This window comes from Gordonia sp. UCD-TK1 (assembly GCF_001691435.1).
Taxonomy (GTDB): domain Bacteria; phylum Actinomycetota; class Actinomycetes; order Mycobacteriales; family Mycobacteriaceae; genus Gordonia; species Gordonia hongkongensis.
The window spans coordinates 45,109-58,721 of the sequence record NZ_LZMP01000007.1 but is presented as its reverse complement, the minus strand read 5'-3'; the positions used below and the strand labels follow the sequence as shown (position 1 = coordinate 58,721).

Here is a 13,613-nt window from a genome sequence, read left to right as displayed (position 1 = left end):
CGTCGCGACCCACCCCCTCCGGGCGGTCAGGTCAGCAACAACGGYACGCGGCCGCTGGTCGACCGAGGACGCCGACATTATGATCAGTCCACCCGATTCGGTTCGAGGACTAAGGACGGCCCATGACCAGGACTCGCCGGACCAGGGTTCGACTCCGTCTCCTGCGCGCGACGATCGCCGGGTCGCTCATCGCGGTCGGGGTCGGCCTCGGTGCATTCAACGACTGGTGGGTCGCACTGTTCTTCGGGATCCCCCTGGTCTTCGCCGGCATCGCGGTCAGTCCCCGCGCTTCCCGGGTGTCGGAACTGCCGGAGTTCCGGCGCGCCACGTCGCCGGACGCCCCGCAGGTGGAGGTCGAGGCGCTCACCCGCAGCAGCCTCACCGCCGACGACTCGCAACCGACCATGGTCACCGCGAGGATCAACCCACCGAACGACACCGCGTACCGGGCGCGCTGGATCACCTCGATGACCAAGGGGAATTTCCAGTCGCTGACCGACACCCCGTTCACGACACTGCCGCCGGATGCTCTCCCGCCCCGCGACCAGCCGGAGACCCCCGAATTCGACGATCAGCCCGGCCGCTGGGCGCTCGTCTATCCCGCGGTCACCCTGCTCGTGGCCGGCGCCTTGCTGTTCGGTGTCGCCGGCGGGTGGCACGTCGAGGGGCCGTCGCTCTCCGGGTTCGATTCCGCGATTGATTCCGACGATGGCCCGGACGGCGACGACGACGGTCCGACTCTCGCCGACCGACATCGCCGGATGATGGACGCGATCGTCGAATACCAGGGTGCGCAGGGCTTGCGGAGCATCCTGCGTCTCACCTACAGCCTGGACTCCGATTCGGATCAGGCGATCGTCGTCGACCCCTCGACCGGCCGTTCCACGAGCATCAACGTGAGCGACGACTATTCGAGCGAGTCGACGGTGCCCGATTTCAAGCGCAACCTCGAATTCGATGCCGCGACCATCGACGCGGAGGTGCTGGGCTCGATTGTCGGGCCGATGGAGTCCTCGGTGCGGACGTACGCGCCCGAGGCCGAGGTCGAGACCGTGACGATCGAGCGCCCGGATCCCGGCGAGCCGGTGCTGATCACCGGGAAGATCGATGGCGGCGACGACATCACGCGCGACTTCGAGGTCCAGGCGCGCCCCGACGGCACCGTCGCCGAGTTCTTCGACCCGGCCGATTTCCAGAAATCCTTTCAACTGGCGCGCGACCTGCTGATCGCGGCGCGCGTTCCGCTGAACGCGCCCGTCATCGAGGAAGTGATCATCCAGGGAATCGCGGACGGGGTTCATCCGATCAGCGCGAGCGAGATCCAGAATTCGGGCGGGGTCCTGGTCAGATACCGCATCGGCGACCGCGGCGGCGAGGTCTCCGTGGCGCCAGGGCATTTCCCCCTCGCGAGCATCTCGTCCGGCCGGTATCGATCCGACGGGTTCCGCTTCGACAGAATCTCCGCCGAGGTGTTCGATCGGGTTCGCACCGACCTGATGGAACGCGCGTCTGTCCCGGAGTACGACCGGGACGCCGTGGCCGCCGAAGTCGAACGCAACTACATCGACGAGGCTCGGCAGTTCGTCATCCGGATGGACATCGCGCACACGGATGACGCCGAGGGTCTGTACACACTGGACGGACGCTTCATCCGACTGGGCGCCTGACGATCGCGGCGCCCAGTCGGTCACACCTTCGGCGTCCCCGCTTCCAGCGCCCTCCGCGTGACGGCCTGCAGTTCGGCCACCGCCGCTTCGGGCGGATGCAGCACCCCGCGATCGGTCATCGTGGTGACGATGTCGCGGACGCGGCCGTAGTACGTCGCCTGCTCGGCCGGCGTGCTGCTGGCGGCGGCGTGGTTGTAGAGCTTGAGCGCGCGATCGAGGTCGTCCTGATCGGTCTGCTCCAGGTAGCTTGCGCCCACCCGCCGGCCGTTCTTCTCGCAGGCGATCCAGGCCCGCCGCAGTCTGGCGACGGACTGCTGGTAGGCGTCGGCGCGCGAGCGGTTGTCCGGGTAGTCGTCGGTCCGCAGAGCCATCGCCTCGTCGAGCGCGAGATGGAAGGTCTGCGTCTGTTCGACCGTCACGTCGGTCACGGCCGGATACCTCAGCAGCATGGCGGGATCGAGTTCGTAGGTTCCGTAGGCGCCGAGGACCTCGTCGTGGCGACGCGCCGCTTCCTCCCACAACCGTTGCGCCGCTTCGTCAGAACCCGCGTCGGCGATCCGGGGCCCGCCGGATGCGGGTCGGGTCAGGTCGACCGTTTCGTCCGGCGGGGCGCTCGCCGCTGCCGCCCGCGACCCGGCCGGCGTCGGGGCGCCCTCCTTCTTCGTGGCGATGCGTTCGGGCGCGTGCCGGCGGAGTCGGGCCAGGATCTCCGCGACCGCCGGATCCCCCTCGACGACGGCGACCCGCCAGAAGTCCGTCTCCGACGCGGCATCGGGATCGTCTCGGGTCTCGCCCGGACTCCGATCGGCCGGCACCGGTTTTCCGTCCCGGGTCGCGAAGGTGAGTTTGAGGTACTTCTGACCGATCACCGTCAGGTGCCGGGCACGGTCGCCGGCCATGTCCGAAGTCGCGTCCGCCGGCCCACCCACGGCCACCGTGACGAGCGAGTCGAGCGGGTAGCTGACGAGTGTGCGGTCCTCGTTCCCGAAGTAGACCGTGTCGTCGTCGACAGTCAGCAGGACCGCGCCTCGTTCACCGAGCCGGCCGAAGGCCGCCCCGAGCAACGACGCCGCGATCGCGCCACCGACCACCGCCGACGTGATGAGACCGTCGACCCCGGCGATGTTGAGCGCGACGAGTGCGACCATCCCGGCGACCATGAGGACCCAGGCGGCGGTGGCCGAACGATGGTGACGACCGGTCAGGTACTCGGTCCGACACGTCACCGGGACCATGGATCCCCCACATTCGTCATATCCATCCCCTGTCCGGTCGGCTACCGTTGTGCACGTGAGTTCCGGCGAACACCGCATCAGCTTACGCATGACCCTGCTGCTCAGCGCACTGATCGTGGCGCTCGGCACGACGATCGTCGGCGTCGGGTCCGCTGCCGCCGCGCCACCGGCTCCCGCCTTCGTCGGCAAGACCTACACCTCGACCGCGGTGACCGGTGAACAGATCCCCGGCGGTGGACCGCTGGAGGTCAGTTTCCCGGCCGCCAATCGGATCGCGCTGTCGGCCGGTTGCAACCGGCACATCGGGGATCTCCGCGTCGACGACTCACTGTTGCGTCTCGGCTCCCTCGCCTCGACGATGATGGCCTGCCCCGGTCCGCACGCCGGCGCCGACGCCTGGGTGACCACGTTCACCAAGGAACCGCTGACCTGGTATTCGGTGGGCCACGCGCTCGTCCTCGTCGGCCCCGCGGCGCAGGTCCTGTTGACCGAGAAGCCGGCATGAACCGGCGGATACCGGTGACGGTGACCGTGACGGGTGCCGCCGGCAGCATCGGATACGCCAGCGTCTTCCGCATCGCCGCCGGCGCGATGCTCGGTCACGACCAACCGGTTGCTCTCCGACTCCTCGAACTCCCGCAGGCGATCTCCGGCGCAGTCGGCACCGCGATGGAACTCGACGACGGCGCGTTCCCCCTCCTGAAGTCCGTCGACGTCCTCGACGATCCGCGCAAGGCGTTCGACGGGGCGAGTTTCGGTCTGCTCATCGGGGCCCGTCCGCGCACCAAGGGCATGGAGCGCGCCGACCTGCTGGCCGCCAACTCCGACATCTTCGCCGCCCAGGGCTCGGTCATCAACGACGTTGCCGCCGATGACATCCGGGTGATCGTCGTCGGCAACCCCGCCAACACCAACGCCGCGGTCGCCGCCGCCAACGCGCCCGAGGTCCCGGCCGACCGGTTCACCGCCCTGACCCGCCTCGACCACAATCGCGCCATCGCCCAGTTGGCCCGACGCACCGGCGCGAGCGTCGCCGAGATCAGCCGGGTCACGGTGTGGGGCAACCACTCCGCCACGCAGTACCCCGACATCTTCCACGCCCGGGTCGGCAACCGAAGCGGCGCGGACATCGCCGCCGACCGTGACTGGCTCGTCGACGACTTCATCCCGACCGTCGCCCGCCGTGGCACCGCGATCATCGAGGCTCGCGGATCGTCGTCGGCGGCCTCGGCGGCGAACGCCACCATCGACCATGTCCACGACTGGGTGCTCGGGACACCGCCCGACGACTGGACGTCGGTGGCGCTGCCGTCCCCGGGAGCCTATGGAGTCCCCGAGGGACTCGTGTGCTCGTTTCCGGTGCGCTCGGTCGACGGCCGGTGGCAGATCGTCGAGGGTCTCGACATCAACGAGTTCTCGCGGGCGCGGATCGACGCGTCGGTCGCCGAACTCCAATCCGAGCGCGAGGCCGTGTCCACCCCGTAGTGTTTCTGCTCATGTCGAAGAAGGACAAGGCGAAAAAGGCCAAGATCGGGAACAAGGTCTACGAGGCGGAGTTGTTCCGGTTGCAGACCGAACTCGTGAAGCTCCAGGAATGGGTCCGTGACAGCGGCACCCGCGTCGTGGTCATCTTCGAGGGGCGTGACGCTGCCGGCAAGGGCGGAACGATCAAGCGCATCACCGAGTATCTGAGCCCACGGATCGCACGGGTCGCCGCGCTCCCGGCGCCGACGGATCGTGAACGCGGACAGTGGTATTACCAGCGTTACGTCGCGCATCTGCCCGCGCCCGGCGAGATCGTCTTGTTCGACCGGTCCTGGTACAACCGCGCCGGCGTGGAGAAGGTCATGGGTTTCTGCACCCCCGAGGAGCACTCGCGGTTCCTGCGGCAGACCCCGATCTTCGAGCAGATGCTCATCGACGACGGCATCCTGCTGCGCAAGTACTGGTTCTCGGTGTCCGACGACGAACAGCTCAAGCGGTTCCGGTCACGCATGAACGACCCAGTGCGGCAATGGAAGCTGAGCCCGATGGATCTCGAGTCGGTGTACCGGTGGGAGGACTACTCGCGCGCCAAGGACGAGATGATGGTCCACACCGACACCGCGCTGAGTCCCTGGTACGTCGTCGAATCCGACGTGAAGAAGCATGCTCGCCTGAACATGATCTCGCATCTGCTGTCGACCATCGAGTACGCCGAGGTCCCCCGCCCCCGCGTGTCCCTGCCCAAGCATCCGATCGAGTCGGGCAACTATCACCGCCCGCCGCGCTCGCTGTCCAAGTACGTACCCGACCACGTGGCGACGCTGATCCGCACCGACCACTGATGTGGATCGGGTTCTGCGAGTTCGACTATCTGCTCGGTGACGTGCACTCGCTTAAACAGAAGCGGTCCGTGGTGCGACCGATCGTCGCCGACCTGCGCAAGCGGTACACGGTCTCGGCTGCCGAGGTCGGACACCTCGACGTCCATCGGCGAACCGTCATCGGGGTCAGTGCGGTGGCCGCCGACCGCGGCCATGTCGTCGACGTGCTCGACGCCGTCGAACGTTCTGCGGCAGCCCATCCCGAAGTCGAGTTGCTGTCGGTGCGACGCCGGGTCGTCAGCTCGGAGGACTTCTGAGGTCGTCGACGACCCCGGCGGCAGCCGCGGCCCGGCGGTAGGCGGCCGCGAGGGACTCGACCGTCTCGTGCGCGTTCAGTCCGCTCGGGTTGGGGACCACCCAGAGTTCGGCCCCGTCCCACGTCTCGTCCTGCCGCCCCGGCACGGCATCGCGGCGCCCGAACGCGCTGCGATACGCGGTGATCCCGGCGACCGCGACAACCCGTGGGCGGATCTCACGAACCCGTTCGCGCAGGCGGCGTCCCCCCTCGCGGAACTCCTCGACGGTCAGTTCGGCGGCGGTCGCGGTGGCGCGTGGCACGACGTTGGTGATCCCCACGCCGCGGTCGAGCAGCATCGTCCGGTCGGCGTCGGACATGCCCGTCGATGCGTCGATCACGTGGTCGACGATGCCGGCCCGGGCGAGCGCCGGGTAGAACCGATTGCCGGGCCGGGCGAAATGCGCACCGGTGGCCGCGGTCCACAGGCCGGGGTTGATGCCGACGAACAGCAGCTTGCAGCCCTCGCCCACGAGGTCGTCGACGGTGCGGTCTCGGTAGGCGAGCAGGTCGGCCCGGGTGAATCCCATCAGGCACACCGGGTATCCGGCCGGGCGATGCGGGAACGCGTCAGGATGCCGTCTCCGCACCGTGTCGGGCCGACACGCAGAACTGGTTGCCGTCGGGGTCGGCGAGCGTCACCCACACGAAGCCGGGCATCTCACGATCGGCGATCCGGCTCGCGCCCGCCGCCACGAGTCGATCCACCTCCGTCTCGAGATCTTCGGTGGTCAGGTCGAGGTGGACGCGGTTCTTGCCGGGCGTGGGGTCCTCGACCTGCTGGAACGCGAACAGCGGCCCGCCCTCCCCGACCGCGACGACGATGAAGTAACCGTCGTTGTCCTCGACGATGCGGCCGCCGAGCTGCTCGGCCCACCACGTCGCCAGGGGCGCGGGCGCGAGTGCGTCGACGGTGATCATGCCCAGTGCGAGACTCATGCCTGCCAAGCTACTCCCGGCCACCGACATCCCCGGGCGGTCGCGGGCAGATCGTCGGCACGTTCGCCGCTAGCCGCCCGGAAGGACCCGATCACCACTTACACTCACGCTGATGCTCGAAATCTCCTATACGGTCTTGGGCGGCCTCGGGGCTCAGATCGGTTCCGACCCCGTCGAACTCGGCACGCGCAAGCAGCGGGCGACACTCGCCCAGCTGATCCTTGCCGAGGGTGTTCCGGTGCGCGCCGACAGTCTGATCGAGGGCATCTGGGGCGATTCGCCTCCGGAGCGCGCAGAGGTGTCGCTCCAGTCCTACATCTCGGGCCTGCGCAAAGTCCTCGAGCCGCATCGAAAGCCTCGGACTCCCTCCACGGTCCTGCTCACCCACGGGACGGGGTACAGCCTCCCGACGGCCGCCGACAACGTCGACGTGCGCCGGCTGACCGCCCGGGTCGGCGATGCTCGTGCATTGATGCAACAGGGCGACGCGGCGGGTGCCGCACCGCTGCTGCACCAGGTGCTCGCCGACTATCGTCCCCTGCTCCCCGAGTTCGAGGGCCTCGCCTTCCGGGACGAGGCCGCCGATCACCTCGACCGCATGCTGCAGGCGGCGCGGGAGATGTCCTTCGAGGCCCGCATGGCCGACGGCGACCACCGCCTGCTCGTCACCGAACTGGAGACCGAGGTCGAACGCGCGCCGCTCGACGAGGGCTTGTGGGTGCTGTTCGCCACCGCCCTCTACCGACTCGGCCGTCRGTCCGACGCACTCGGGGCGATCGCCACCGCCCGCCGGACCCTCGCCGAGGAGATCGGCGTCGACCCGGGACCCCGTCTCCGCACCCTCGAACGCGACATCCTCGACCACGCTCCGCATCTCGACGCCCCGGCCGCCACCGCCGCGGGCAAGGTGACGCTTGCGCCGGACGTCCCGGCACCGGGCCCGCGGACGTCGGCGCAGTCGATGACGGACGAACCGGTCGACGACGCCGACCTCGACGACGCCCCGTCCGTGGTCGGCCGGACCGACGAACTCGCCGCATTGCATCGGGCGGTGCTCGCCTCGATGACAGGACACGGCGGCGTGGTCGTGGTCGAGGGCGAACCGGGCGCGGGCAAGACGGCGCTCATCGACGAAGCCGGCCGTCGGGCCGCGGGCGCCGCCGACCTCCGGGTCCTGTGGGGGCGCTGCGTCGACGACCCGGCCGCACCCTCGATGTGGCCGTGGGTGCAGATCCTCGGTGCGGTCCTCCCCCGGCTCGATCCCGCCGATCGGGAACGACTCCTCGACAGTTCACTCGGCCGGATGGTGACCGAGGGCGTCAACGTGATCCCGCCGCCCCGGCAGATGCCGGACGCGGCCGCTCGATTCCAGTTCTACGACCAGGCCGCCGATCTCCTCGAGGGGGTGGCCGCGACGTCGAAGCTGATCATCGTGCTCGACGATCTGCAGTGGGCCGACGGTGCGTCGCTGGAGTTGTTCGCGCACATGGCCGCACGACGCACCGCGGGGGTCACGTTCTTCGCCTCGTTGCGTTCGCCGTCGAACCGGCCCGTCGTCGCCACCACCCTGGCGACGCTGGCCCGGTTGCCGGAGCATCGCCGCCTCCACGTCGGCCCGCTCGGCGGCGACGACATCTCCGAGCTCATCCGGCGCGAGACCCGGCAGTGGCCGGAGGTCGCCACCGTGTCGTCGATCCAGCGACGCACCGGAGGCAACGCCTTCTTCGTGCGCGAACTCGCCCGCATCCTGGCCGACCGGGGGTCCATCGCGGGCAGCGCCGTCCCGTCCGGCATCCGTGATGTGGTGCGCCAGCGACTGGTCGGCATGTCCGCGGCGACGACCGAACTACTCGAACTCGCGTCCCTCATCGGGACCCGCGTGGACCTGGTCCTGCTGGCGACCGCCGCGAAGCGCCCGGTGGACGAGGCGCTCGACCTCCTCGAACCCGCGGGCGAGGCGGGTGTCATCGATCTCGGACCGGAGGATCCGTTCGGATTCGGCTTCAGTCACGACATCATCCGGGAGGCGATCGCGGACGGCATCGCCGCCATGCGCGCACGGCGACTGCATCTCGCGATCGCCGACGCCCTCGCCGGCAACTCCTCGCCGCATGCCGTGGCGAGAGTCGCGCGGCATCTGTGGTCCGCCGGGCCGCTGGCCGACCGTGAGCGCACCACGACCGCCCTCCTCGCGGCGGGGAACATCGCCCTGCGCACCTACGATTTCGACGGGGCGCGCCGGCATCTCGGGGATGCGGCGACGCTCGCCCGCGCGACGGGCGACCAGCAGGCGGAGCTCGTCGCGATCACCACCCAACTGGCCGGAGACGTCGCGGCGCACGGGTACTTCGCCGCCGATCCCGAGCTGCAGGACCGCGCCCGGATACTCGCTTCCGCCCTCGGCGACGCCCGGCTCCTCGCCACCCTCGACTACGCCCGCTGCGCGGCCCACATCCAGATCGCGGATGCACACACCGGCCACCGTCTCGCGGAGGATCTGCGTCGGCGCGCCGAGAGATCCGACGACCCGGTCGTCACCCATCTGGGCATGCACGCCGCCGGCATCGACGAGTTCACGCGCGGCAATTTCGGTGCGGCGCATCGCATCTTGGAGGACTATGCGCCGATCGACGTCGTCGTCGACGGTCTCCGTGACGATCAGCTCGCGATGGCCCGCGGTTTCCGCGCCTGGGCGGTGACCGTGCATCGCGGTGTCGGCGCCGGCCGGGACCTCTTCGCCGCGATGGCCGATGCCCATCCCGATCCACGGTCCCGGCTCGCCATGGCCATCTTCGCCGTCGGCGCGGCGTCGATGCTCGGCGACACGAGGTGGGTTCTGGACGCGGGCCCGGCCATCACGTCCGACGGCRTCGGGCCCCTCGCCTACCTCCGTCGCGGCGGAGAACGCATGTACTGGTGGGCGCGCGCCCTCACCGGCGACCTCGACGACGCCCTGGAGCACATCGAGCGACTGGGTGCCGACGAGGTCGGCATGGAGGATCACCCGCGGACAGGTGAGGGCTACTGGCTGGGTCTGCACGCCGAGGTCCTCGTCGTCGCCGGCAAGCTCACCGACGCCGCCACACTGCTCGACCGGGCCGACGACTTCGCCGACCGCACCGGTGAACGTTATGCCGACGCCCACCGCCTCCTCGTCCGCGCACGTTACGAGTACGCCAACGGGCGTCCGGCGTCCGTGGTCGGCGCCACGCTGGCGACCGCGCGCGACACCGCCCGCGCGCAGGAGGCGGCCGGGTTGATCCGACGGATCGATTCGCTGGCCACGACCTGGGGTCTGACGTCCCCGACCTGAGTCGCCAAGTCCGCCTCAAGTCGCCTTCAAGCGCCGTCGGCGACCCTGGTCAGGACTCCGGCGTCGTCCGGAGCCCGACGAATTCCGCCGGATCGTTCCGGCCGCGACCGAGGACCTGCCGATGCCCGCAACACCCGCCTCCTCCCTGCCCGAGCACACCGAGCGCCTCACCGTCCGGACCCGTACCTCGGTCCTCGCGCAACTACGCGACCGGATCGCCGGCGACGTCTTCGGCCCCGGCGATGCCGGCTACCTCGACGCGCGATCCGGCTTCAACCGGCTCGACGTGCACCGCCCGGCCGTGATCGCCGTGCCCGACAATCATTTCGACGTGGTCGAGGCGGTCCGCTTCGCCGTCGAGGAAGATCTACGCGTCGCCGTCCAGGCGACCGGTCACGGCACGGGGAGACCGGCCGACGGCGGACTGCTGATCAACACCTCCCGGCTCTCGTCGGTGAGCGTCGACCCCGTCACCCGGACCGCCCGGGTCGGCGCCGGCGCCCCATGGCGAACGGTCGTCGACGCGGCGGCGCCGTACGGTCTCGCGCCACTGATGGGCTCGGCCGGCGAGGTCGGGGCGGTCGGTTACACGCTCGGGGGCGGTTTCGGCTGGCTCGGTCGACGCCACGGCCTCTCGTCGGACCGCGTGCTCTCGTTCGACCTGGTGACTCCGGACGGGACACCGATCCGGGTCACCGATACCAGTTTCCCGCACCTCTTCTGGGCGTTGCGCGGCGCCGGCGCCGGCGGTCTCGGTGTCGTGACGTCCATGGAGATCGCGCTCGTCGAGGTGTCGACCGTGTACGCCGGCAATCTCTTCTATCCGGCCGCCGACGCCGAGGAGATCATCCGCCGGTTCCGCGACTGGGCGCCCGCCCAGTCCGAGGAACTGACGTCGGCCGTCGCGATTCTCAACCTCCCGCCCACGGACGACGTCCCGGCGCCGCTCCGCGGCCGGAGCTTCGCCGTCGTGCGCGGCTGCTGGTCCGGGGATCTCGACGCCGGTCGCGCGGTCGTCGACGAATGGCGCGAGTGGCGGACGCCGGTCGTCGACATGTGGGGTGCGCTGCCGTTCGCGGCGATCGACGCCGTCAGCATGGACCCGACCGAGCCGATGCCGGTGATGGTCACCACCGAATGGTTCGACGATCTCCCCGACGTGGCCGTCGACATCGTCGCCGCGCGGGTCCGGCCGGCCCCGGCGTCGGCGCCGCTCATCGTGTGCGGCGAGATCCGCCACGCCGGTGGAGCGATCGCTCGCAGCGCGGACAACGCGCCCAACGATCGGGGGCGACAGGGCCGGTTCCTTCTCGAACTCGTTGCGGCGGTGCCCGATCCGCACGTCGCATTGGCCGTCGAGTCGACGTTGCGGGTGACCCGCGCCCAGCTCGAGCCCTACGTGACCGGCGCCGCCTACCTCAACTTCACCTCCGGCTCCGAACGCGTCGCCCGGGCCGCGGATGCGTTCAGCGCGGACAACCGTCGCCGGCTCGACGAGATCAAGGCCGGCCTCGACCCGGCGAATCGCTTCTGTCACGGCGACCTGTGATCGGCCGATCGGACAGCGCACTTGCCCCGGGTGGCCGGATGTGGACTGATGGTCGGCATGCTTGAACCGTCCGGACCCCGGCACGATCGCACCCCAAACGACCGGCCCCTGCTCGTCGTGGACGCCGCCAACGTCGTGGGTTCGGTGCCCGACGGGTGGTGGCGCGATCGCCGCGGAGCCACCGAACGGTTGCGGACGCGTCTCGACTCCGTCGCCGTCGGCGGACTCGAAGGACTGCCGGGGCCACTCGAGGTGGTGCTGGTCGTCGAGGGCCGGGCCCGCGGTGTCGTGGCGAGCGAACAGGTCCGGATCGTCGACGCGCCGGGTTCGGGGGACGACACGATCGTCGGCGTCGTCGCGGATTCGGATCCTCGTCGCGAGCGCATCGTCGTCACCGCCGACCGTGAATTGCGGGCCAGAGTCGCGCAACTGGGCGCCCGGACGATCGGCCCCGCCGCCATCCCGAGGTGACCGGGCCGGAGTCGACCGTCCGTTTGACGTCCTATTTTTCCGTTCTGGTGGCGGTGGGATGCCACCCGCCCGATAATCCTCAGAGCGTCGGCGACTGCCGACAACGGGAGGATTCCATGACCGAAGTCGATGTCCTGATCGCCGGCGCGGGCCCCATCGGCTTGACCGCCGCCATCGAGCTGCGCAGGCGCGGAGTTCGCGCGCGGATCGTCGATCCGCTCCTCGAACCCCCGCAGTACGCCAAGGCGGTCGGAATCCAACCGCGGACGCTCGAGGTCTTCGAGAGCATGGGCGTCGTGGGACAGGTGCTCGACGCCGGGCTCGAGATGCGCGGACAACTCGTCTACGTCAACGGAAGTCAGGTCTCGCGGGTCGATCTGTCGACGCCACCCGACGTGCCCTACCGATTCCACCTGCTCCCCCAGTACGCGACCGAGCGCATCCTCCGTGAGCGCCTGACCGATCTGGGTACCGAGATCGACCGGGGCACCGCCGTGTCCGCGTTCGACCAGGACGCGGACGGGGTGACCGTGACCCTGACGGGTCCGCGCGGGGACACCACCGTCCGTGCGGGCTATCTGCTCGGCGCGGACGGCGCCCACAGCGTGGTGCGCAAGGGACTCGGACTGTCCTTCGAAGGGGCCGCCTTCACCGAGCAGTACATGCTCGGCGACGTCGTGGCGGACTGGTCGATGCCCCAGGGGTACGCGATCCGCTCGATGCACCAGACCTCAGACGGCACGACCGACGACCAGCTGGTGTGCATCCCCCTTCCCGGCCGCGGCCGCTACCGGATGTCGATGCTCGTCCCCGACGAACTCGCGGTCGCACCGACCACCGGCGGAGACGGTGTGGCGCACGGTTTCGAGGGAACCCGGGCGCCGGAACTGTCCCACATCCAGGCCGTGGTCGACCGCCTCGCACCGGAACCCGCGACGGTGTCGAACCTGCGCTGGTCCTCGGTGTTCCGGATCAGTCACCGCATCGTCGATTCCTACGGTCGTGGACGCGTGTTCGTCGCCGGCGACGCCGCCCACATCCACCCGCCCACGGGTGCGCAGGGGATGAACACCGGCGTGCAGGATGCACACAACCTCGCCTGGAAGCTCGCCCTCGCCGTCGCGGGTGTCGGCTCCGACGGGCTGCTCGACAGCTACGACCTCGAACGTCGGCCCGTCGGCGAGGAGGTCGTGGGACGCACGGTCCGGGACGCCCGCGAAGGCATCGACACCGATTCCAACGACTTGGACTTCATCATGCGGCGCGAGGGCCAATTGCTGATCTCCTACGCCGACAGTCCGCTCGTCGCCGGGTCGGCGGTACCCACGGCTCCGGCCGCGCCGCGTGCCGGTGAACGCGCACCGGATGCCGCCGGCCTCAGCCGCGATTCCGTCAATTTCCCGCTGCGACTGTTCGACGTGATCGGCGGCGTCGACCATTCGCTCGTCCTGTACGCCGACCCCACCGCCGGCGCCGACGAGGTCGCGGTACTCGAATCACTCGCCGACGAGATGTCGGCGAAAGCGCACGGCCACATCGACATCCATGTGATCGCCGCGCCGACCGCGCAGGTCGGCAGCACCGAACTACCGCTGCTCCGGGACACCGACGGCCGCTTCGCCGATGGCTACCGCCCCGACGGTTCGACGGTGTTCGTCATCCGGCCCGACGGGTATGTCGGGTACCGCGGGCCGACCACCGACGGCAAGGCCGCGCTGCGTCATCTCGAGGGCACCTTCGGGTAGCGGCGGCACCTCGCACCGGCGCGCGGCCGTGTC

Annotated in this window: 12 protein-coding genes; 9 read left to right on the top strand and 3 right to left on the bottom strand. The window is 69.9% G+C overall.

What is annotated here, in order from left to right; translation table 11 throughout:
• Nucleotides 1-122: 122 nt before the first annotated feature.
• Entirely contained in the window at nucleotides 123-1,667 is a 1,545-nt protein-coding gene (locus A9310_RS06215) for a hypothetical protein (RefSeq protein ID WP_065629838.1), read from the top strand.
• A 20-nt stretch (nucleotides 1,668-1,687) separates the two neighbouring features.
• On the opposite strand, the gene A9310_RS06210 is transcribed toward A9310_RS06215, so the two are convergent.
• On the bottom strand, nucleotides 1,688-2,902 hold the full coding sequence (locus tag A9310_RS06210) for a hypothetical protein (RefSeq protein ID WP_065629837.1): 1,215 nt from the start codon (nucleotides 2,900-2,902) through the stop codon (nucleotides 1,688-1,690).
• 88 nt (nucleotides 2,903-2,990) lie between these two features.
• On the opposite strand from A9310_RS06210, the gene A9310_RS06205 reads away from it, so the two are divergent.
• Genes A9310_RS06205 through A9310_RS06190 form a run of 4 tightly spaced genes read left to right on the top strand, consistent with a single transcriptional unit; the run spans nucleotide 2,991 to nucleotide 5,525 of the window.
• Complete coding sequence (locus A9310_RS06205) at nucleotides 2,991-3,407, top strand: META domain-containing protein (protein ID WP_065629883.1); 417 nt, start codon at nucleotides 2,991-2,993, stop codon at nucleotides 3,405-3,407.
• Nucleotides 3,404-4,387: a malate dehydrogenase gene (locus A9310_RS06200; protein WP_065629836.1), complete on the top strand. Its 984-nt coding sequence runs from the start codon at nucleotides 3,404-3,406 to the stop codon at nucleotides 4,385-4,387. The genes A9310_RS06205 and A9310_RS06200 overlap by 4 nt, the downstream gene beginning before the upstream one ends.
• An 11-nt stretch (nucleotides 4,388-4,398) precedes the next feature.
• Complete coding sequence (ppk2, locus tag A9310_RS06195; protein WP_058253227.1) at nucleotides 4,399-5,229, top strand: polyphosphate kinase 2; 831 nt, start codon at nucleotides 4,399-4,401, stop codon at nucleotides 5,227-5,229.
• Nucleotides 5,229-5,525, top strand: coding sequence for a DUF503 domain-containing protein (locus A9310_RS06190; protein ID WP_058253180.1), 297 nt, complete (start codon nucleotides 5,229-5,231; stop codon nucleotides 5,523-5,525). Before ppk2 ends, A9310_RS06190 begins: the two co-directional genes overlap by 1 nt.
• Here A9310_RS06190 and A9310_RS06185 read toward each other — a convergent pair.
• Both A9310_RS06185 and A9310_RS06180 read right to left on the bottom strand, forming a co-directional pair.
• Nucleotides 5,506-6,093, bottom strand: coding sequence for a mismatch-specific DNA-glycosylase (locus A9310_RS06185; protein WP_058253179.1), 588 nt, complete (start codon nucleotides 6,091-6,093; stop codon nucleotides 5,506-5,508). The genes A9310_RS06190 and A9310_RS06185 overlap by 20 nt on opposite strands.
• Before the next feature lie 40 nt (nucleotides 6,094-6,133).
• Nucleotides 6,134-6,502 carry a VOC family protein gene (locus A9310_RS06180; protein WP_065629835.1) on the bottom strand — a complete coding sequence of 123 codons (369 nt, stop codon included), beginning with the start codon at nucleotides 6,500-6,502 and terminating at the stop codon, nucleotides 6,134-6,136.
• Nucleotides 6,503-6,614: 112 nt separating this feature from the next.
• Here A9310_RS06180 and A9310_RS06175 point away from each other — a divergent pair, with 112 nt between their 5' ends.
• The 4 genes from A9310_RS06175 to A9310_RS06160 all read left to right on the top strand — a co-directional run bounded on the left by A9310_RS06175 (nucleotide 6,615) and on the right by A9310_RS06160 (nucleotide 13,580).
• Complete coding sequence (locus tag A9310_RS06175) at nucleotides 6,615-9,815, top strand: AAA family ATPase (protein ID WP_065629834.1); 3,201 nt, start codon at nucleotides 6,615-6,617, stop codon at nucleotides 9,813-9,815.
• A 121-nt stretch (nucleotides 9,816-9,936) separates the two neighbouring features.
• Entirely contained in the window at nucleotides 9,937-11,364 is a 1,428-nt protein-coding gene (locus tag A9310_RS06170) for an FAD-binding oxidoreductase (protein ID WP_065629833.1), read from the top strand.
• A 57-nt stretch (nucleotides 11,365-11,421) separates the two neighbouring features.
• Complete coding sequence (locus A9310_RS06165; protein WP_065629882.1) at nucleotides 11,422-11,835, top strand: hypothetical protein; 414 nt, start codon at nucleotides 11,422-11,424, stop codon at nucleotides 11,833-11,835.
• A 116-nt stretch (nucleotides 11,836-11,951) separates the two neighbouring features.
• On the top strand, nucleotides 11,952-13,580 hold the full coding sequence (locus A9310_RS06160; RefSeq protein WP_065629832.1) for an FAD-dependent monooxygenase: 1,629 nt from the start codon (nucleotides 11,952-11,954) through the stop codon (nucleotides 13,578-13,580).
• The last annotated feature ends 33 nt before the right edge of the window (nucleotides 13,581-13,613 follow it).

Bases quoted from the DNA above. Each gene is read 5' to 3' on its own strand.
- A9310_RS06215 (WP_065629838.1), top strand. From the start codon at position 123: ATGACCAGGACTCGCCGGACCAGGGTTCGACTCCGTCTCCTGCGCGCG.
- A9310_RS06210 (WP_065629837.1), bottom strand. From the start codon at position 2,902: ATGGTCCCGGTGACGTGTCGGACCGAGTACCTGACCGGTCGTCACCAT.
- A9310_RS06205 (WP_065629883.1), top strand. From the start codon at position 2,991: ATGACCCTGCTGCTCAGCGCACTGATCGTGGCGCTCGGCACGACGATC.
- A9310_RS06200 (WP_065629836.1), top strand. From the start codon at position 3,404: ATGAACCGGCGGATACCGGTGACGGTGACCGTGACGGGTGCCGCCGGC.
- ppk2 (WP_058253227.1), top strand. From the start codon at position 4,399: ATGTCGAAGAAGGACAAGGCGAAAAAGGCCAAGATCGGGAACAAGGTC.
- A9310_RS06190 (WP_058253180.1), top strand. From the start codon at position 5,229: ATGTGGATCGGGTTCTGCGAGTTCGACTATCTGCTCGGTGACGTGCAC.
- A9310_RS06185 (WP_058253179.1), bottom strand. From the start codon at position 6,093: ATGGGATTCACCCGGGCCGACCTGCTCGCCTACCGAGACCGCACCGTC.
- A9310_RS06180 (WP_065629835.1), bottom strand. From the start codon at position 6,502: ATGAGTCTCGCACTGGGCATGATCACCGTCGACGCACTCGCGCCCGCG.
- A9310_RS06170 (WP_065629833.1), top strand. From the start codon at position 9,937: ATGCCCGCAACACCCGCCTCCTCCCTGCCCGAGCACACCGAGCGCCTC.
- A9310_RS06165 (WP_065629882.1), top strand. From the start codon at position 11,422: ATGCTTGAACCGTCCGGACCCCGGCACGATCGCACCCCAAACGACCGG.
- A9310_RS06160 (WP_065629832.1), top strand. From the start codon at position 11,952: ATGACCGAAGTCGATGTCCTGATCGCCGGCGCGGGCCCCATCGGCTTG.